The 18,131-nt window shown below is 38.0% G+C and carries 20 protein-coding genes and 1 riboswitch; of the genes, 8 read left to right on the forward strand and 12 right to left on the reverse strand.

All coding sequences use genetic code 11. The features are described 5' to 3' along the window. Positions 1 to 154: 154 nt before the first annotated feature. Entirely contained in the window at positions 155 to 955 is an 801-nt protein-coding gene (locus M2M59_RS13500; protein ID WP_249774845.1) for a helix-turn-helix domain-containing protein, read from the forward strand. 63 nt (positions 956 to 1,018) lie between these two features. On the opposite strand, the gene M2M59_RS13505 is transcribed toward M2M59_RS13500, so the two are convergent. After that, positions 1,019 to 1,504: an HIT family protein gene (locus M2M59_RS13505; RefSeq protein ID WP_249774846.1), complete on the reverse strand. Its 486-nt coding sequence runs from the start codon at positions 1,502 to 1,504 to the stop codon at positions 1,019 to 1,021. Positions 1,505 to 1,722: 218 nt separating this feature from the next. Between M2M59_RS13505 and M2M59_RS13510 the strand changes: the two genes are divergently transcribed. The 3 genes from M2M59_RS13510 to M2M59_RS13520 all read left to right on the forward strand — a co-directional run bounded on the left by M2M59_RS13510 (position 1,723) and on the right by M2M59_RS13520 (position 4,658). Next, on the forward strand, positions 1,723 to 2,301 hold the full coding sequence (locus M2M59_RS13510) for a TetR/AcrR family transcriptional regulator (protein WP_249774847.1): 579 nt from the start codon (positions 1,723 to 1,725) through the stop codon (positions 2,299 to 2,301). Between the two features lie 70 nt (positions 2,302 to 2,371). Next, entirely contained in the window at positions 2,372 to 3,790 is a 1,419-nt protein-coding gene (locus M2M59_RS13515) for an MDR family MFS transporter (RefSeq protein ID WP_249774848.1), read from the forward strand. A 376-nt stretch (positions 3,791 to 4,166) separates the two neighbouring features. After that, a complete protein-coding gene (locus tag M2M59_RS13520) occupies positions 4,167 to 4,658 on the forward strand; it encodes a hypothetical protein (RefSeq protein ID WP_249774849.1) in 492 nt (163 codons plus the stop codon). Positions 4,659 to 4,713: 55 nt separating this feature from the next. Here the strand turns inward: M2M59_RS13520 and M2M59_RS13525 are convergent, their stop codons facing one another. From M2M59_RS13525 to M2M59_RS13555, 7 genes are all read right to left on the reverse strand, one after another. Next, positions 4,714 to 4,995 (reverse strand): HNH nuclease-like protein HlpB, encoded by a 282-nt coding sequence (locus tag M2M59_RS13525; protein ID WP_147197769.1) that lies wholly within the window; start codon positions 4,993 to 4,995, stop codon positions 4,714 to 4,716. A 92-nt stretch (positions 4,996 to 5,087) separates the two neighbouring features. Beyond that, positions 5,088 to 6,107: a thiazole biosynthesis adenylyltransferase ThiF gene (locus M2M59_RS13530; protein ID WP_249774850.1), complete on the reverse strand. Its 1,020-nt coding sequence runs from the start codon at positions 6,105 to 6,107 to the stop codon at positions 5,088 to 5,090. Continuing rightward, on the reverse strand, positions 6,104 to 6,871 hold the full coding sequence (locus M2M59_RS13535) for a thiazole synthase (RefSeq protein WP_147197765.1): 768 nt from the start codon (positions 6,869 to 6,871) through the stop codon (positions 6,104 to 6,106). The genes M2M59_RS13530 and M2M59_RS13535 overlap by 4 nt, the downstream gene beginning before the upstream one ends. Position 6,872: 1 nt before the next feature. Next, positions 6,873 to 7,076 carry a sulfur carrier protein ThiS gene (thiS, locus tag M2M59_RS13540; protein WP_249774851.1) on the reverse strand — a complete coding sequence of 68 codons (204 nt, stop codon included), beginning with the start codon at positions 7,074 to 7,076 and terminating at the stop codon, positions 6,873 to 6,875. 32 nt (positions 7,077 to 7,108) lie between these two features. Next, a complete protein-coding gene (tenI, locus tag M2M59_RS13545) occupies positions 7,109 to 7,732 on the reverse strand; it encodes a thiazole tautomerase TenI (protein ID WP_249774852.1) in 624 nt (207 codons plus the stop codon). Next, the gene (gene tenA, locus M2M59_RS13550; protein ID WP_249774853.1) at positions 7,732 to 8,421 is read right to left on the reverse strand and encodes a thiaminase II; all 690 of its coding nucleotides are present in this window, start codon (positions 8,419 to 8,421) and stop codon (positions 7,732 to 7,734) included. Before tenA ends, tenI begins: the two co-directional genes overlap by 1 nt. Before the next feature lie 104 nt (positions 8,422 to 8,525). After that, a riboswitch (TPP riboswitch) is annotated at positions 8,526 to 8,633 on the reverse strand. 529 nt (positions 8,634 to 9,162) lie between these two features. Further along, positions 9,163 to 10,131 (reverse strand): tRNA dihydrouridine synthase, encoded by a 969-nt coding sequence (locus tag M2M59_RS13555; protein ID WP_249774854.1) that lies wholly within the window; start codon positions 10,129 to 10,131, stop codon positions 9,163 to 9,165. 285 nt (positions 10,132 to 10,416) lie between these two features. Here M2M59_RS13555 and M2M59_RS13560 point away from each other — a divergent pair, with 285 nt between their 5' ends. Further along, positions 10,417 to 11,376, forward strand: a complete 960-nt coding sequence (locus M2M59_RS13560) for a polysaccharide deacetylase family protein (protein WP_249774855.1) — start codon at positions 10,417 to 10,419, stop codon at positions 11,374 to 11,376. A gap of 193 nt (positions 11,377 to 11,569) precedes the next feature. Further along, positions 11,570 to 12,271, forward strand: coding sequence for a metallophosphoesterase family protein (locus M2M59_RS13565; protein ID WP_147197752.1), 702 nt, complete (start codon positions 11,570 to 11,572; stop codon positions 12,269 to 12,271). Between the two features lie 5 nt (positions 12,272 to 12,276). Here M2M59_RS13565 and M2M59_RS13570 read toward each other — a convergent pair whose 3' ends face one another. The 3 genes from M2M59_RS13570 to M2M59_RS13580 form a co-directional block, all read right to left on the reverse strand. Next, complete coding sequence (locus M2M59_RS13570; RefSeq protein WP_249774856.1) at positions 12,277 to 12,960, reverse strand: DUF554 domain-containing protein; 684 nt, start codon at positions 12,958 to 12,960, stop codon at positions 12,277 to 12,279. A 60-nt stretch (positions 12,961 to 13,020) separates the two neighbouring features. Beyond that, positions 13,021 to 13,836 (reverse strand): MerR family transcriptional regulator, encoded by an 816-nt coding sequence (locus M2M59_RS13575; protein ID WP_249774857.1) that lies wholly within the window; start codon positions 13,834 to 13,836, stop codon positions 13,021 to 13,023. Between the two features lie 111 nt (positions 13,837 to 13,947). Then, the gene (locus M2M59_RS13580) at positions 13,948 to 14,628 is read right to left on the reverse strand and encodes a TetR/AcrR family transcriptional regulator (protein WP_249774858.1); all 681 of its coding nucleotides are present in this window, start codon (positions 14,626 to 14,628) and stop codon (positions 13,948 to 13,950) included. Positions 14,629 to 14,768: 140 nt separating this feature from the next. Here M2M59_RS13580 and M2M59_RS13585 point away from each other — a divergent pair, with 140 nt between their 5' ends. Then, positions 14,769 to 16,121, forward strand: a complete 1,353-nt coding sequence (locus M2M59_RS13585; RefSeq protein ID WP_249774859.1) for an MATE family efflux transporter — start codon at positions 14,769 to 14,771, stop codon at positions 16,119 to 16,121. A 271-nt stretch (positions 16,122 to 16,392) separates the two neighbouring features. Here the strand turns inward: M2M59_RS13585 and M2M59_RS13590 are convergent, their stop codons facing one another. Next, positions 16,393 to 16,929 (reverse strand): DUF3267 domain-containing protein, encoded by a 537-nt coding sequence (locus tag M2M59_RS13590; protein WP_249774860.1) that lies wholly within the window; start codon positions 16,927 to 16,929, stop codon positions 16,393 to 16,395. 426 nt (positions 16,930 to 17,355) lie between these two features. On the opposite strand from M2M59_RS13590, the gene M2M59_RS13595 reads away from it, so the two are divergent. Further along, complete coding sequence (locus M2M59_RS13595) at positions 17,356 to 18,099, forward strand: SDR family NAD(P)-dependent oxidoreductase (RefSeq protein ID WP_249774861.1); 744 nt, start codon at positions 17,356 to 17,358, stop codon at positions 18,097 to 18,099. Positions 18,100 to 18,131: the final 32 nt, after the last annotated feature.

An 18,131-nucleotide genomic window follows, 5' to 3' on the forward strand; every position in this document is an offset into this window, starting at 1 on the left:
AAATAAATTCACATCTCACACATTAAATTGAGGAGTGTACAATAAATTGTTGTACATTCTTCTTTATATTGTAAACAAAAATATTTTTTATTTTATGTCCCCTTTTCCCTACTTTCATCTATTTACTATATAAAAGCTGAAAGAAGGAGAAAACATGGCACGTTTTGAATATTTAGCACCTTATACATCTTTTACAACTATACAAGAAATGGACGAGCAAGTGGAACAACACATCCGCAAGCATTACTACAATTTGACCCCATCCGATAAGGCCGTTCTTTATAAAATGGCTTCGCATGCATTGGATTATCCAGGTGCCTGCCACTTAAAGGCACAAACAATTGCAGGTGCTTTAGGCATTTCTGTCCGAACTGTTTTCCGCACGCTCAAACGTTTAGAAGAGTTTCAGATTATCAAACGCATCCAAACAAAAAAGATGAATGGCATCAAAGGCGCCAACATCTTTTCTATTTTACCTTGTGATGACACATTGGCCGTGGCACATCAAGAAGAAGCTGAAACTCCTTGTGAGAGTAAGGTTGAAGCAGCGCAACTGGAACAGGAACCATCTTTATCTTCTAATCCTAAACATCAATACGGTAAACATACATACCCGATGTTAAATACATCTTTGCGTAATAGAATTTTTCATTATCTTTTATCAACCACTGGCAACACCTCAGAAACAAAGAAATTTGTGGATGTCGTGTACAAGCAACTAAAACCCTTGCTGGAATGGGAAATCTACCAAGTCCGCAAACAACAGCTCGAAGATATCAGCTTTACAGCCTTCAAAGAAACTATTCAGCAAACTAAAAGGCAGTTCATCACCAATCCCTTTGGCTATATGTATAAAAAGCTAGATAGAATACTAGATCGGTTTACGGTAGAAGTGATGGAGTTTTATGAGGAGGAGAGTCGGAATGGGAGTGAGATTAGATTGGAATTTCTATAGAAATCAAAAGAGATTGTTATCACTTATCTGGATAACAATCTTAAGATAATTTTTTATATTATATTACTTATTCAATTCTTTACCCAAAGCATGAATTGCATACATTACTTCCTTAATATTTTCCTCGCTATTCATGTGGTTACGTGCATGAAGTAGAACAAGTCTGACAGATTCTACTGAACGTCCAAATTGATACATCCATTCATACCTTGGAACCATCCAGGTATGAAAATGGTGAGTTGTGTCTTCATTGTAAAAGTAATAAACATATTCTATACCTAACACTTCCCTTTGGGCTTTTCTTATCTTTGTTAGTAAGTTTATGTAATCCAATTTTTCTGCTTCATTTAATTCATCAAAGCATTTAATATGGCGTTTAGAAGCTAATATGATTAGTCCTTTTATTGGATATGCAACATCTTGATGGGCATGAAAATGGGCAGTTTCAATAACAACACCACCATCTGGCTCAATAAGTCCACTAGTTAATGCACAGCTTAAACATTCAACTTTTACAGTCTTTCCGTTTGATAAAGTTATTTCTCTCATACAATTCCCCCTTGTTATTTTTAGTTCTGTTAACCTGTTCTGCTTTTGGTTTTCTATATTAGCTGTTTGACATAAAAATAGCAATGCACATACTCGTTAATTGGGAGGAGTTCACCTTTAGATTGCTTTTACATAGTAATAAATTTAGATTGACAACACCAAACGACACTTTTATTATTATATAGACCGTTCGTTATAATTTGATGGAGGTATGATCTATGTCTAGTAAAGAAACATCCCGTGAGAAAATCTTAGAAGCAGCTACCTTGCTTTTTCATTTGAAAGGTTATCATGCTACAGGGTTAAGTGAAATACTTAAAGAGAGTGGAGCGCCTAAAGGTTCGTTATATTATCATTTCCCTAATGGTAAGGAGCAATTAGCGATTGAAGCGATTAATTTATCTGCAAAGACGATTTCAACAGTAATTAATGAAAATCTTGCCACTTATGATGACCCAGTCGAAGCATTTCAATATCATATTGGAACTATTGCGGAAAGATTTAAAGACATAGAACGAAAAACACAATTTAAAAACGTCCCACTCGGATTGCTCGCGATGGAAACTGTATTTGTCAATGAGAATTTACGCCAGGCCTGTGAAGAAACCTTTATAATTTGGGAAAAACTTTTTTACGATAAATTAAAATCGAGTGGCTATAGTGAAGATCGTGCTTGTTTGATTAGTGAAACAATTAGTGCCTTAATTGAAGGAGGCGTTACGCTATGTTTTACAAAAAAATCGAGTGAGCCATTACATCACGTGAATAAGATGATCCCTTTACTACTGTCTCAGTAAAAAGGGACTTTATTTATCGTAAAATTATATAGACCGGTCTAATTATTTTCATGAAAGAAAGGAGTATTTTATGTCTTCATCTCAAGTTGTGCCAGTACGTAGCCCTAAAGCTATGGCTTCTGTACTTATGTTTGCCGCATTTATCGGACTCTTTAGTGAGACCGCCTTGAATATGGCACTAACTAATATTATGTCAGATTTTAGTGTGTCACCAACGACTGCCCAGTGGCTTACGACGGGCTATCTATTAACAATTGGTATTCTCGTACCTGTTTCATCCCTACTCATTCAATGGTTTACAACAAAACAATTAGTAGTCGGTTCATTAACCTTCTCTATTGTAGGAACAATTTTAGCTGCAGTAGCACCTAGTTTTACAGTTTTACTAATTGGTCGTATCGTGCAAGCTCTTGGAACGGGCATTATTTTACCATTAATGATGAATGTTATTTTACTTATTTTCCCTATCTATAAACGTGGAGCTGTGATGGGATTAATGGGACTTGTCATTACAACAGCACCTGCTGTTGGCCCTGTTTTAGCTGGTCTTATTGTTGATTCGTTGGATTGGGCTTATATCTTCTGGATAAGTCTTATCTTTTATGTAGCTTTAATTATTATCGGGCTTAAACAGATTGATAATGTATCCAAGATTACAAAACCTTCTATTGATTTGCTTTCTATCCTGTTATCCACACTTGGATTTGGCGGTTTGATGTATAGTTTAAGTAATATTGCGGAAAAATCATTTAACTCCGTTTCGGTATATGCACCATTTATTGTAGGTGCCGTGTCCATTATATTATTTAGTATCCGTCAAATGAAAATGAAGCAGCCAATGATTAATTTGAGAGTGTTTAAATTCCCGATGTTTACATTAGGAGCGTTGTTATTATTCAGTGGTATGCTTCTCATATTATCATCAGCCATTTTATTACCAATGTATCTAAAAGGATCTTTATTATTTAGTGCGACAGTAGCTGGGATGATTCTTTTACCTGGTAGTGCCCTGAACGCTTTTTGTTCTCCTTTTGTAGGAAAGCTATTTGATAAGTATGGTGCAAAGAAATTTTTGCCACTTGGGTATCTTTTAGCGTTTATTTCAAGCTTACTTTTTGTTTTTACAATCTCTGCAGATACACCAATTTGGCAAGTAATTTTGGCACATTCTATCTTTTTCATCGGTATTTCCATGATTATCATGCCTGCGCAAACAAATGGATTAAATCAATTACCTCGCAAATTATATGGTGATGGTGCCGCAGTCATGAGCACATTACAACAAATTGCTGGTGGTATCGGTACAGCGTTGGCAATTACATTATTGGTAAATGGCCAAACATTGCATATGGAGAAATTCCCGAACGCTACACCAGGTGAATTAATGGCAGAAGGAACAAAACATGCGTACATCTTTATCCTTGCCCTTACAATCATCGGGCTTATTTTATCACTTTTTGTGAAGCGAGAGCCTGTGGGAAAAGGGTAAGTAGTTTATACAAAGCAAATCTACTAAACGTTTTTAAAATGAAATCTTGGAAATATTTCAAACAGTGGCAAGCACTATTAATCTAGTGTTTGTCGCTGTTTTTATTAGAAAATAACGATCTGAGACACATTGAGCAATTATTATAAGAAGACTTTTTTACTTGCGGTGTTTTCGTCTGCTTTGCTTGAAACAGACAAAGGAAAAAGAAAAGATAATTTAAATCACCGTAAAAACACTATTAACACTGCTATAAGAGGTATATTAATGGACTAAATCATAATAGTATAACTTGTTTAACAAATAGCTCTAGCACCATACATTTTACATCCATAATTGGAATGTTATACTAATTATATACTTTTTAAGGGGTGATTATATGGAATACGGTGTAGAAAACTATTTAGAGATGATTCGTTCCAATTTGTCTAAAAAGACAAATGAATTGGTGGAGAAAATAGGCAGTTTAATAGAGATGAATTTTGCGGAAGAGGTAAACGCAATATTTATAGAAAGTAGTATAGGTGAACCTACTCTCTACTTCAGTTTATCTACTCGAGAAGATATGTTTGATGAGGTTTTTGAAGAAGAGGTAGATGAAGGTTTCGCGGGTTCAGTCGATTTACTTGATGAATTTTTAGTAGATGAATGGTTGGAGGAAGAGTGGTCAGATACATTAGAAGAGTTCTATGAAAAAGAGGGTGTGGAAGAAGCCTGTATTGCAGAAATCGGTCGTTGGGTTTATCAATGCTTCAACCAAGCGAACGGTAAAGAAATTGGCATTCCTTCATATTTTGAAATCCATGATGCAGGAAATGCACTTGATTTGCTTACTGGTGAATGGTTTGATCCAGAAGATGTGGAGCTTTGATACCACATCAAGTCATAACAAAAGCATGCTGTTCTACTCAAAACAGCATGCTCCTCTATTTTCTCCGGTTCACCTTTTTATTCCTCACCATCTTGCTAGAGGGCTGCTTTCGAATCCATTTGATGAAACGTCTTATCGCTGGATCTGCACGTAATTCTGATAATGTGGATAATCGAGCTGCAATTTCGCTATTTGTATAAAGGGCATGTATTTGTTTGTGACATGGTATGCAGAGTTTGGCAGTATCACCAAAAGTACCGCCCATCTCTTTCGGAAGTAAATGATGGATGGTCACTTCCACTCCATCTCGCCCACATAGCTCACATATTGCCACCATTCTATCGCCCTTTTCTAAAGAATTTCCCTGTTACAGTTTTGATTAGTATAACTGTTGATTAGACATCTATACCCCACAAGCATACTCCTTAGCTATCCTAAATAACGATAATAAAATGATTTAGCTTCCTCAATATTCTTCGTGCCATGTATCAATGCCCGTCCGTCTTTAAATAGGACGAGACGAAAATCGCCCATTTTAAACGAAACAAGATATGGATTTCGTACGACTGAGTCCGCTTGCTTAGATAGTAGGTTTGCTACGTTTTCTAAGTCTACTGTGATTCTATGAGACGGTCGAATTTGAACCGTATCGCGTCCACACAACACTGCTACTTTTGATTGACTTTGATGTTCTAGGTAAGGATAAGTTGGATGATCGCCACAGGATGGACAACTCTGTTTCTTTAACTGATCGACTATGATAGAAGTATGTTGATTCTTCCATAAATCAAAGGATATAAGCTGATTCCTTAAAGAACAATCATCCTCAACCAAAATCTTTAGCGCTTCAGTGATTTGATAAGCCACTACCATTTGGACAGCGGGACTGATTATGCCTGCCGTATCACACGTTAATCCACCAATTGGCACTGTCTCCAGCAAACAATTTAAACAAGGCGTTTTCCCCGGGATAATGGAATAGCTTAATCCATAGCTTCCGACACAAGCACCATAAATCCATGGAATGTTATATTTTTGTGCTACATCATTTAGAATCATGCGTGTGTCAAAATTATCTGTGGCATCCATTATGAGATCCACATCCCTTATAAGTTGCTCTGCTTCAGTCGCTGAAACATCTTGAACAAGACCATGGATTTCTACTTCACTATTTAACTGTGATAATCGTTTATGCGCTGCAATAGCTTTAGGTACGCGTTGCTTGGCATCTTCCTCATCGTATAATTGTTGCCTTTGAAGATTACTCCACTCTACGTAATCTCGATCAACTATAGTCAGCTTACCAACCCCCATACGTACGAGACTTTCTGCACTTCCCGTTCCGAGTGCCCCTGCACCAATTACAAGTACATGCTTTTGCCTAATTTTCTCTTGGCCTTCTTTACCGATAGGCACAAATAATTCTTGCCTTGAATAACGCTCACTCACCCGATGCTCATTCCTTCGGTTGGACTGCTAGCCGTTGCATAGTTTTTTTTCGCTATTCTACCTGCTTCATAGCCTAAGCGTCCTGCTTCAATGGCAAGCTTCATTGCTTTCGCCATTTTCACGGGATTACCAGCACCTGAAACAGCAGTATTCAAGAGGACTCCATCCGCTCCTGCTTCCATAGCAATAGCCGCATCAGATGGCGCACCAATACCTGCATCTACAATAACGGGTACAGTTGCCTGCTCAATAATAAAACTTAAATTAAGCGGGTTGATAATGCCTTGACCAGAGCCTATTGGAGAAGCGCCAGGCATGATTGCATGGACGCCTAATTCTTGCAATCTTTTAGCTAGCAATACATCATCTGAGATATAAGGAAGGACAATAAATCCTTCTTTCAATAATTCTTCAGATGCCTTATATGTTTCGAACGGGTCAGGCAACAGGGTTTTTTGGCAACCGATGACTTCGACTTTAATCATGTCACATAAGCCAGATGCCTTTGCCAGCTTGGCGATGCGAACCGCTTCTGCAGCCGTAGTGGCCCCTGCTGTATTGGGTAATAGTTTATACTTCGCTAAATCTATTTTCTCCAGGAAATTCGGCTGGCTCGCCTCAAAAATATTCATTCTTCTAACGGCAAACGTAAGGATGTCCGTTCCTGATACTTCCACGGCTTCTTTCTGAATATCAAAGTTTGGGTACTTTCCTGTTCCTAATAAAAGTCTTGATTGAAATTCATATGGCCCAATTTTCAACATTTCATCCACCTCCAACAAAGTGTACAATCTCTATTTTGTCGCCTTCTGATACAGCTGTGTCGAAATAGCGACTTTTGTCTAAAATGTTATGATTTAATTCCATAATGAAAACCTTAGATTCTAATCCAAAGTGATGAATCACATCTGACACAACTCTTATTTGCTCGGGAACTTCTAGAGATTCACCATTTATTTGGAGTCTCATCCGCTCACTTCCTTTTACGTGTGCTAATCAATTTATTTTGATAAAGGACTTTCCGTTAACCTCAATTTTGCAGAATACTTTTTCGCTGCCTGTACTGGATTGTTTGCCAACATCACTCCTGACAAGACTGCAATCCCGCTTGCTCCTGCTTCCAACACTCGTTCTACATTCTCAAATTGAATTCCGCCAATCGCAATCACTGGAACTTTTACGTTCATAGTTAATTCCTTTAATTTTTCTAGGCCTCGTGGTTCTTTGTCCGGCTTGGATTGTGAAGGGAAGATATGGCCATATATCACATAATCTGCGCCACATTCACTCGCATATATCGCTTCTTCTACTGTGTGAACCGAACATCCTAGCCGTAATGCTGGAAAAACATCCTTCACAACCGCGATATCCAAACTATGATTAGCTAGTTGAACGCCCTTCACCTTTGTGACCGCTCCGACGTCCAGTCGATCGTTGATGATGATTTTATCCAAAGGCACACCTTCTGCCTTCAGTTGATTTACGATTTCCATTAGTTCTCTGGCAGTTCTCTGCTTTTCACGGATATGGAAAGCATCAATGAATGGATGAATATCTTTGGCGATCCGAATCATTTCAGGAATAGGCTGTCTGCCTGTCGAAACAATATGCAGCTCTCGATTCATTAGCCTCTCACCATCGAATCCTTATTCACGATTGGCCAATCTTCATGCTGATAAGCCATCTCCCAAAATGAATATTCGTATTGGCTGCTGATCATAAAATGCTCGAGCATTTGCAAGCGATCTGATTCTGTAACCCTCTCAGCAATCTCATCGATTCGCTCGATTTGCTCCACCACTTTTTCATGGAACCAATCGCCACCGTATGCAGCAATCCACTCTTGATAGATTGGTTGATTTGGCGTATTTCCCTTTAAACGCTGACCGATTTCATCATAAAGCCAATAGCATGGAAGAAGCGCTGCAATAATATCACCAATATGACCAGTAAATGCCGCTCGATATAGATGAGATGTGTACGCATAGGCAGTGGGAGCAGGCTTAAACTCAGCAATTTCAGCATCAGTAATGCCTAATTGCTTTGAAAAATTAGCATGCAGACTCAATTCTGCTTCAGCTGTACCCTGTACATGAATAGCCATGCGAGCCGTTGTGTGCAAATCAGGTGCCTTTGCTCCCGCCAATGCCTGCACCCTGGCAAAATGAGAAAGATAATAAGAATCCTGCAACACGTAATAGCGGAAGCTTTCTAATGGCAAGCTTCCATCAGCTATCCCTGTCACAAATGGATGCTGAAAACTTGCTTCCCAAATAGAATCTGCCTCACGTCGTAACTGCTCTGAAAATTTCATCATAATCCCTCCAAAAATAGTGTTAGGAAAATGGAATAAAAAAACCCCACTTTCCTTTACGCAAAGAAAGTGGGTATTAGAAATTATATGTATCAAAAAATAAAATTTCTGCCGTGCCACTTCCCTACGTTGGTATAAACCAAATCAGGTTCCAAGAGTCTCAAAGTCACACTTTGATCTCAGCCATTCTAATGGCACCCCTAGTGGTAAATCATATGAAGTTTTAGTAACATTCGATATTATCTTAACATTATTGAATGGATTGTCAAGGACAGATATGGTGAAATTTAGTAACATCCCTTTCCTTAGGATTGATTGCTGTTGGGCACCTAATCACAGCACAACGTAATTTTCAATTTGAAAATCTTTATCTCTTTTTATAACCTTTTTGCGGGCGACCATATTTTACTTCATTTAGGACAGATAGGACTTAAATTGCTAACTTTCGGAAGTAAACTTGTGAAGAGCGGTTGTAAATCGGGTGGATGCGGTGGTAAATCTTCCAGGAACAGTTGTATCTCACCACCGAACGGTTGTAAATATAGGAATGCTACCGCCACTCTATTACTTACGATATGTAAACTTCCTTATATAATCCGAGCTTCTCCATAGTCCTTCTCTTTTCTAGTTAAAAATTTTATTATATTGTAGTCTCACAAGACACCCGTTATAACTAAAAAAGATTATCTCAATCACGGGCTGAGATAATCTTTTTCCTTTTTTAGGTTTGGCTATTGCTTTCTAATCAACATTCTTTACTTCAAAACCATCAATCAGCGCACGCACTTCATCCGTAGATTTCGTGTGCATCAATTGATTTCGCAATTCGCCAGCACCAGGAAATCCTTTGACATAGATCTTGAAGAAACGATGAAGTCCCGAAATGGAACGTGGCACTAGTTCTTGATATTGATCGTGCAAATCTAGCTGATATCTTAAAAGATCTAGAAGCTCCTGACTGCTATGCTCTCTTGGTTCTTTTTCAAACGCAAACGGATTTTTAAAGATACCGCGACCAATCATGATGCCGTCTATTCCATATTGTTCAGCAAGCTCAAGACCTTTTTGTCGGTCAGGAATGTCTCCATTGATGGTAAGCATTGTGTCAGGTGCAATACGGTCACGTAATTCCTTGATTGCCGGAATCATCTCCCAATGGGCATCTACTTTACTCATTTCTTTTCTTGTTCGCAAATGAATCGAAAGGTTGGCAATATCCTGCTTCAATATATGCGTTAGCCAGTCCTCCCACTCATTTAGATCTGAGTAGCCTAGCCTTGTTTTAACACTAACAGGCAGTCCTCCTGCTTTTGCTGCTTGGATGATTTCTGCAGCTGCATCTGGTCGAAGAATAAGACCGCTACCCTTTCCTCTAGACGCTACGTTTGGAACAGGGCAGCCCATATTAATATCGATGCCTTTGTACCCCATCTCCGCCATTCCGATACTCATTTCACGGAAATACTCGGGCTTGTCTCCCCAGATATGTGCCACCATTGGCTGTTCGTCTTCCGTAAAAGTCAAACGTCCACGCACACTGTTCTTTCCTTCTGGGTGGCAATAACTATCCGTGTTTGTAAACTCGGTGAAAAATACATCCGGGCGTCCTGCTTTGCTCACGACATGGCGAAATACAACATCAGTCACATCCTCCATGGGAGCCAGCACAAAGAATGGTCGTGGCAAGTCACGCCAAAAGTTTTCTTTCATATTCATACAAATCCTTTCATCTATATCCTGTACATCCTATTTACATTGTTTATGAATTTAACACATTCTATTTCTAGAGTATAACCTAGCTTTTCTATTTTATCTTTAATCCATTTTTTCTTAAACTCTTTTTTAAAAGAAACCACCAAATACAAACATTTTGTTTTCCTCAAAACTTTTCATAGTGCTGGTAAGTCATATTAATAAAGGTAAATGCATAATAGCGCAAAAATCAGGTTCAATCCATCATACAAAACACACTAAGAAAGAGAGGTTGCTCGAAAGATGAAACGACAAGGAAAAAAGAGAGCGAAAGGGAAAGTCAGCATAGGCTTAGGAGTTATACTCGCAGCAATCCTGCTGGGCGTTTATTTGATTGGCCCTATTGGATCCTCAGCAGATAATGATAATCCTGCGGTTGAAAAAAAGCAGGCCGCAACACCACAAGAAAAGAAAAGCCAGAAATCGCCGACTGCCTCTTCAAATGTAACCGGACAAGCCGGAAAGAAGAATTCGGATAAAAACCGGAAAATAACGCAAAAAGAAAGGAAAAAGGAAAACGCACATGAGGAAGTTGTACATAAAAAAGCAATCAATCATCTAAAAAAAGAACACAGGAGGAAAACCGTTTATCTGACTTTTGATGACGGCCCTACTCTTGAATCCGGCCATTTACTTGATATACTTGACCGCTATCATGCTAAAGCAACTTTCTTCATGATTGGCTCTAATATTAAGGCCCATCCTAAAGTAATTAAAAGAATGGTGAATGAAGGGTTTGGGGTCGGGTTGCACAGTATGTCACACGATGCCAATAAACTATACAGCGCAGCAGCCAGTGCACCGCTAAACGAAATGTTGAAAGCTCAAGAAATCCTACAAAATGTTGCGGCAGTACATTCTCAACTCATCCGTTTGCCATATGGAAGCATCCCATATCTAACAATCGATATGCGACTTTTATTAGGGGAACAACACTTTAAAATTTGGGACTGGACTGTGGATTCGGATGATTGGTCATTGAAAGACCAGCGCTACGTCCAAAAAACAATCCGCGATATCCAATCATGGGACAAATTGGGCCAGGCCCCAATTGTTCTGATGCATGATAAACCAGAGACCATCCGCCATTTGCCAAAACTATTAACCTATCTGAATAACAATGGCTATCACACAAAAACCCTAGCCAACAACATGGCGCCATATACCTTTCAATGCAGTAATCGTTGCAGCTCATTTAAATAATCCAGTAGAACAGTGAATAAAGTAGACGTCCATGATATTAGGCGTCTACTTTATTCGTTAAAATTAGCAGGATTATAAAGCTATTTCATTTTAGAACCTTATTGATTGAATTTTTACAAAACTAGTATAAAAGTAAAAATAGATTTGTTACTATTAAAACAAACCATTTTAACAGTTAAAGGAGATGTGTGTTTTGAAAAGAATCCTAGCTATAAGCGATATACATGGGGATTTAGAAAAATTCGAGCGACTCTTAGAGCTTGTACAATATGACAAAAACCTAGATCAATTGCTGTTATTAGGTGATTATGTAGATCGAGGCCCTCATTCGAGAGCCGTTTTGGATAAAGTGATTCAGTTAAAAAGTGAGGGTGCTATTGCTTTAATTGGCAATCATGAAATGATGATGATGGATGCTTTTGATGGTAATCCGATGCATTTGAAAAGATGGCTTTATAACGGTGGCATAAAAACCCTTCAAAACTATGGATATACGATTGAAAAAGACGATGCAGAGTATTGGTATACAACTACTGAAATGCCTGAGCCTATTAAATTAAACGATGACATCCGCAAACACATTGAAATATTAAAAGAATTTCAATACTACTATGAAACAGACACCCATATTTTTGTTCATGCAGGCGTTCACCCTGAAACACCAATAGAGTCAACAGAGCCTTATACATTAGTGTGGATTCGCGAAGAATTCCACAAAGGATATAATGGCGATAAAACTGTTGTATTTGGACATACACCAACCAATTATTTGCACGAAAGCAACGATGTTTATTTTGGAGATAATCGCATTATTGGCATTGATGGTGGCTGTGCATATGGTGGAAGGTTGAATTGTTTAGACGTTTTAAATTCGAAAGTTTACTACGTTGATTAATCTTATTATAAATGGAAAAAATGGATAATTAAAAATAGAAACGGTGGAATCAGTAGTGATGGCAACAGATTTAACGTATTAAATTTCTTAATGCCCAAAATGCTTAAACCAGAAGCCAATATCAAGAAACCACCTACAATTGTTACTTCATTTAGAAGACTATTATTAATGGTGCTCTCCATTAACAACGCGATTAAATAAATAGATCCTTGCCATAGAAATAAAACAATCCCAGCAAAAGCGATCCCTATTCCAAATGTAGAGGCTAAAACAATCGACGTGATTCCATCCAGCATTCCATTCGCAAGCAGGTATGTATAATTGCCCTTTAATGCAGCCTCTATAGGGCCGATAATAGACAATGTACCAATACAAAATAATAAGATGGCAGTTGATAACCCTTCAGCTAAATTACCCTTAGAATATTTATTTACTAAAGCATTGAACTTCCCTTCCAAATCAAGTCTTTGGCCGAGCAATCCCCCAATCGCTAAACTAACAATAAAAAGCACGGGGTATTGGCTGGAAGGCAAATGTTGCACGATGGCATTGATGCCTAATCCCATGGCAACTAACCCCATGGCCTGCATCAGAATCGTATGATATTCATCCTTGATCCCCTTCTTAAAGACACTTCCCACAATGCTTCCAATGATTATCATGAGTGTATTAAAGATTGTACCGAACATATTCCTTCTCCTTATCTCTATGTTCTTACTAAAAATATAAACCCTCCTGTAAGGGAAGGGTCAATACTTTATTGGAATTTGAATTTCTGTCAGGTAGTCCTCTTTACTTCCCGAAATAAAATGGTCAATGATAGTTCTTTCTATGGCATCCCCTATAATATGAAAACGCTGGGCATGTATGTAATTCAACAGGATTTTGTAATAACGGGGAGAATCGCTGTGATTCCCCCTGTAATAGATGCATGCATACTGCCCTTCAGGGATAGTGGTCTCTAATGAATTTTGCTTATCTTCTTCCCGGAGAATAAATATGGAGTTATATACATCGAATTTGTTATTTTTAATATGTTCGAGACTCACTGTGAGCCCTACACCACCTATAAATATAGAAGAATTCATATTGGCTATGTTCTCTAATTGGCGTAAGGATACTTCTAACTCTGGCTCCGACTGAATCTTCTCCATTAACCTTACGACTTTTCTCTCTTTTATATGCTTTATCGAGGCAACTTCCAATTCCCTTATTTCTCTGGCTGAATGGATCTCTTCTATTCGGGTTTCAAATCTACGGTTTATCCGTTCTAACTCTTTTATTTTCATTTCAGTTAGTTGTTTCTGTTTCTGCAGCAATTCCAGGAATCCATCAATATCCCGATGCTCCAAATGTTTACTGATTTCTTTTAAGGAAAAACCTAACTGCTTTAAATACTGAATGGTGTTGAGTTGCTCAAATTGTTCCGTTGAATAATATCTATACCCGTTGTGCGAATCAGTTTGAATCGGCTTCAACAACCCAATATCATCATAGTATCTCAAGGTTTTGATGGTCGTATTATGAAGCTTCGCCATTTCACCTATTGAGAATTTATTCTTCATCTCCATCCCCCTTTAGCCATGTACATTTTCCTTAAGGATGAATGCAGTTCCTTCACACTCTGTAGGAACTGCATTATTAGTTTGGTATGTCGCTTGAAAAAAGTAATTTGACTACTTCACTTGCTCCACTATCACCCGTTCTACACCATATAGAATGAGCTTTAAGCCAAAATCAAAGGCCTCATCTGTCCCCATCAGCTCAAACAAGCCATTCGTGAACATTCTTCGAAACAGTCCTGCATCGCTGTCGCTCATTGAATTAAGAAGATTAATCATCTGCTCTCCCGGAAGCTCACTCTGTTCCTTCAGCATAACGGAAATATTGCGCTCATGTTGATAATCATCTAGCACGAAGTAAAAAACAAAGTTCACAAGCGTAGTGACTACCTGCATTTTTTGCTCTTGCTTAAGCGGAGTAGATTCCACGCAAAGTAGCATACGGTTCGTAAATCGAATGATGTCTGGCTCGTGAGGCAGTGTCATCATCATGAGCTGCGTAGAACAAGGATATCGGCTCAGCACACTTCGCACAGTTACCGCAAGCTCTGTTAGCTGCTCCTTCCAATCCCCTTCTGAATGGAACTCTTCTAAAATGATTTTGGATATCTGATTCGCTAAACGCTGGTAGAGATTCTGTTTGCTCTTGAAGTACCAGTATAGAGAAGGGGCCTGTATTCCTAAGCGATCGGCCAATCGTCTCATGCTGAATTTTTCAATGCCATTTTCCCCAAGAAGCTCCCATGAAGTTTCTAAAATTTTATCTTCTGAAATTTGAGGCTGCTGTTTTTTCATCATCATCCACCCTTTTATCTAACAGTGTAAGTTTTTTCTTTACAGATTATTAAACCCATGATAACATCTAACACTGTAAGGCTCAACCTTACACCGTTAGATTAAGATATCAAAATACTTACAGAAAGCAGTGATCCACTATGGATAAAGATAATATCTATTATTTTGAAGAATCACCAGTCGCAAAAGCTGTAGCTCATTTTGCAGTGCCGATGATGCTTGGCACTTCGATGAGTGTGATCTATTCCATCTTAAATGCCTACTTCCTAGGTACACTTCACGATACGACCATGTTGACGGCACTCGCATTAACTTTGCCATTATTCGCATTTATTATGGCGCTAGGCAACTTAATTGGCATGGGTAGCGGCACATTCATCTCCCGCTTACTTGGAGAGAAAAAATATGACTCTGTAAAGCATGTATCATCTTTCGCTTTTTACAGCAGTTTAGTTCTCGGTCTTATTGTAATCATGGCGGGTCTCCCGTTCATTAATTCTATTGTGCACGGTCTTGGGGCAACATCTGAATCATTCAAATTCACAAAGGACTATGTCATGATCATGATTCTTGGTTCACCCATTGTCATTTTATTCTTCACATTAGAAAATATCGTGCGGTCCGAGGGTGCGGCTATCACCTCAATGGTCGGTATGATTCTCAGTGTTGTTGTAAATATTATTCTCGATGCGGTCGTCATCTTCGTGTTGCACTGGGGTGTAATAGGCGTCGCTTCTGCTACTGTCATTTCGAATATAGTTGCAAGCGCATTTTACGCCTTCCATATGAGTAATAAAAGCCAGTTTTTAACTATATCCATAAAATGGTTTAAAGCGAACAAAGAGATTTTGAGCAATGTATTTAAAATTGGTGTTCCCGTCTTTATAATGAGTATCTTTTTAGGTGCCATGTCACTCATCCTGAACCATTTTCTTGTTGAATATGGCGACCAGGCCGTAGCGGCTTATGGTATATCATCGCGTTTATTACAATTTCCAGAGTTTATTCTGATGGGGTTATGCGAGGGTGTCGTACCATTGATTGCCTTCTCTTTTACAGCGAATAAATTGCGCATGAAGCAAACGATTGGTTTTACTATTAAAGCGATTGTCGCGTTAGCAGTCCTGTTCGGCATCATTGTCTATTTGATTTCCGATCACTTAATTGGCCTATTTACAAATGACCCGCAATTAATTGATATGGGCAGCTATATTTTGCATGTGACATTTTTATCCTTGTTCATTACAGGCATTACGACCTTGTTTACGGGGATTTTCCAAGCAACAGCTCAAGGTACAGCTGCTTTCATCATGTCTATAATTCAAGGAATTACACTGATTCCAGTATTATTTATCGCAAATAAAACAAACGGCTTCCATGGGGTAATCTGGTCATTAGTTATTGCAGAAGCCGTCGCATTCCTTGTTGGCGCTATTATGCTATATGTTTTACGAAATAAGCTGCAACCAGAGATTGATAGCTTGGTACAGTAAAAACATATATATACTTGTAAAGGCAGAGTAAGAGTAACCTCCAACCCTGCCTTTTTAGAGTTTCAAACTACTTTCAACAATCCAATTTAGCATTCTTTAATAGATACTCTTTATGAGTCTCTGTCATTCTATTAATCCAAATTCTTTATCCTTTATTATACTTGCTAGCTTTTTTCTTTCTTCCCACGCCAAGTTATATAATTCCTCGTTAATCGTACCATTCTGAAGGACTTCTTCTTAGCATCTTCACCCTCCTGCTAGAGTTATGTATTTAATTCTTTTCCACGCGGTAATAGCCTCTATAAAATATAGAGTTCTTTGGCTTAATGGCAATTAAAAAGGAATTAATAATATCAGCGGCAGAAATCAATAAATTGATCCAGCTGATAATTAATAAAGTTGATTTGATATTCCCGGATGCAAGGAATGAGAATAAAGCAGGCACTACTGATAATACAATCAAGGGCAAACTCATAAAAATCCAAAATCTAGTTTTAGATAAAATGGCATCTGTATGTAGCCAGAAAAATACACCCCGAAATGTTAAGCTTATATTACCTTTTTTGTTTATGACGATGATGTGGAGCAATTCATGAGGGATCAAGATTAATATACCTAATAAGAAAAGAGTGAATATATTAAGAGAACCGAAACCTATATAAAAAAAGTTAGGCATCAGCAGAATAATGATTTGGAGTAAATAAACAAACTTCATAAAGTGTTCTCGAAACCAATTATTTTTTATAAAAGGATTCCACTCTGCTAAATCTATATTTAATCTTGGCAAGTGGCGAAACCATAGTATCATAAACGTCCATTCCCCCCTTCATTTCCATAGATAAATTTCATAAACCAACCTACTATAATAATTCTTCAAAAATACCTTTACTCCTTCTAAAAAAGAACAAACTAACCGAGTCTTAGAAAATAGCTTTTCTCCTTCGTTCATCTAATCATAAATAAAACTCATTTACACATTGTAAACAAAACAAAGAAAGCATTCTATTTAGCAAACGCTAACTATTATGCATTCTTGTAATAATGTTTCAATCGACAACTATTTTATATAATAAACAGTTGTTTATATTTACCATTTACTTTTTATACTTGATACACTAAAATATATCTCATAAATCAAAACTAATTTACAATATGTAAATTAGTTTTGAAGGGAAAGTATTAAGCTTTAGCTTTATTACAATCCAAAAAATTATCAATAAAGAGGGTATGGACAATGAGATTACAAGGAAAAGTAGCGATTATTACAGGGGCAGCAAATGGTATGGGTGCAGCAGAAGCTCGTTTATTTGCGAAGGAAGGCGCAAAAGTAGTAGCGACTGACTTAAATGAAGAAAAATTAAATGAAGTAGTGGCTGATGTGAAAGCAGCTGGTGGAGAAATCACTGGTATTAAACAAAATGTAGCATCTGAAGAAGAATGGAAAGCCGTTGTAGCTAAAACAGTTGAGCTATACGGTAAAGTAGACGTACTTGTTAATAATGCAGGCGTTGCGATGAGCAAAAACTTCGCAACTATGGAAATGGACGAGTGGAACTGGGTAATGGACATTAACTTAAACGGTTGTGTATTGGGCATGAAATATGCTATTCCTGAAATGCAAAAAGTTGATGGCGGTTCTGTCATTAACATCTCTTCTATCGGAGGCATTGTAGGGATGGCAGGCTCAAGCCCATACACAGCAGCAAAAGGTGCATTACGCTCTTTATCAAAATCCGCTGCTGTTGAATACGGTAAAGACAAAATCCGTGTAAACTCTGTACATCCAGGAATTATTGTTACACCAATGACTGCTCCATCAATGGAAGATGCAATGCCATATTATAAAATGCATACACAATTACCTTACTTTGGTAATCCAGAAGATGTGGCACATGGGGTAGTATTCTTAGCGAGTGAAGAATCACGCTTTATGACAGGTGCAGAGCTTGTGATTGATGGTGGTTGGACTGCTCTTTAATGTATAGGTGGTTAGTCCAAATTAAATCGTGA

The organism is Rummeliibacillus sp. G93 (genome assembly GCF_023515935.1).
Classification (GTDB): domain Bacteria; phylum Bacillota; class Bacilli; order Bacillales_A; family Planococcaceae; genus Rummeliibacillus; species Rummeliibacillus stabekisii.

Excerpts from the sequence above, each read along its gene's own strand:
- M2M59_RS13500 (WP_249774845.1), top strand. The coding sequence starts at position 155 with ATGGCACGTTTTGAATATTTAGCACCTTATACATCTTTTACAACTATA.
- M2M59_RS13505 (WP_249774846.1), bottom strand. The coding sequence starts at position 1,504 with ATGAGAGAAATAACTTTATCAAACGGAAAGACTGTAAAAGTTGAATGT.
- M2M59_RS13510 (WP_249774847.1), top strand. The coding sequence starts at position 1,723 with ATGTCTAGTAAAGAAACATCCCGTGAGAAAATCTTAGAAGCAGCTACC.
- M2M59_RS13515 (WP_249774848.1), top strand. The coding sequence starts at position 2,372 with ATGTCTTCATCTCAAGTTGTGCCAGTACGTAGCCCTAAAGCTATGGCT.
- M2M59_RS13520 (WP_249774849.1), top strand. The coding sequence starts at position 4,167 with ATGGAATACGGTGTAGAAAACTATTTAGAGATGATTCGTTCCAATTTG.
- M2M59_RS13525 (WP_147197769.1), bottom strand. The coding sequence starts at position 4,995 with ATGGTGGCAATATGTGAGCTATGTGGGCGAGATGGAGTGGAAGTGACC.
- M2M59_RS13535 (WP_147197765.1), bottom strand. The coding sequence starts at position 6,871 with ATGTTGAAAATTGGGCCATATGAATTTCAATCAAGACTTTTATTAGGA.
- thiS (WP_249774851.1), bottom strand. The coding sequence starts at position 7,076 with ATGAGACTCCAAATAAATGGTGAATCTCTAGAAGTTCCCGAGCAAATA.
- tenI (WP_249774852.1), bottom strand. The coding sequence starts at position 7,732 with ATGAATCGAGAGCTGCATATTGTTTCGACAGGCAGACAGCCTATTCCT.
- tenA (WP_249774853.1), bottom strand. The coding sequence starts at position 8,421 with ATGAAATTTTCAGAGCAGTTACGACGTGAGGCAGATTCTATTTGGGAA.
- M2M59_RS13555 (WP_249774854.1), bottom strand. The coding sequence starts at position 10,131 with ATGAAAGAAAACTTTTGGCGTGACTTGCCACGACCATTCTTTGTGCTG.
- M2M59_RS13560 (WP_249774855.1), top strand. The coding sequence starts at position 10,417 with ATGAAACGACAAGGAAAAAAGAGAGCGAAAGGGAAAGTCAGCATAGGC.
- M2M59_RS13570 (WP_249774856.1), bottom strand. The coding sequence starts at position 12,960 with ATGTTCGGTACAATCTTTAATACACTCATGATAATCATTGGAAGCATT.
- M2M59_RS13575 (WP_249774857.1), bottom strand. The coding sequence starts at position 13,836 with ATGAAGAATAAATTCTCAATAGGTGAAATGGCGAAGCTTCATAATACG.
- M2M59_RS13580 (WP_249774858.1), bottom strand. The coding sequence starts at position 14,628 with ATGAAAAAACAGCAGCCTCAAATTTCAGAAGATAAAATTTTAGAAACT.
- M2M59_RS13585 (WP_249774859.1), top strand. The coding sequence starts at position 14,769 with ATGGATAAAGATAATATCTATTATTTTGAAGAATCACCAGTCGCAAAA.
- M2M59_RS13590 (WP_249774860.1), bottom strand. The coding sequence starts at position 16,929 with ATGATACTATGGTTTCGCCACTTGCCAAGATTAAATATAGATTTAGCA.
- M2M59_RS13595 (WP_249774861.1), top strand. The coding sequence starts at position 17,356 with ATGAGATTACAAGGAAAAGTAGCGATTATTACAGGGGCAGCAAATGGT.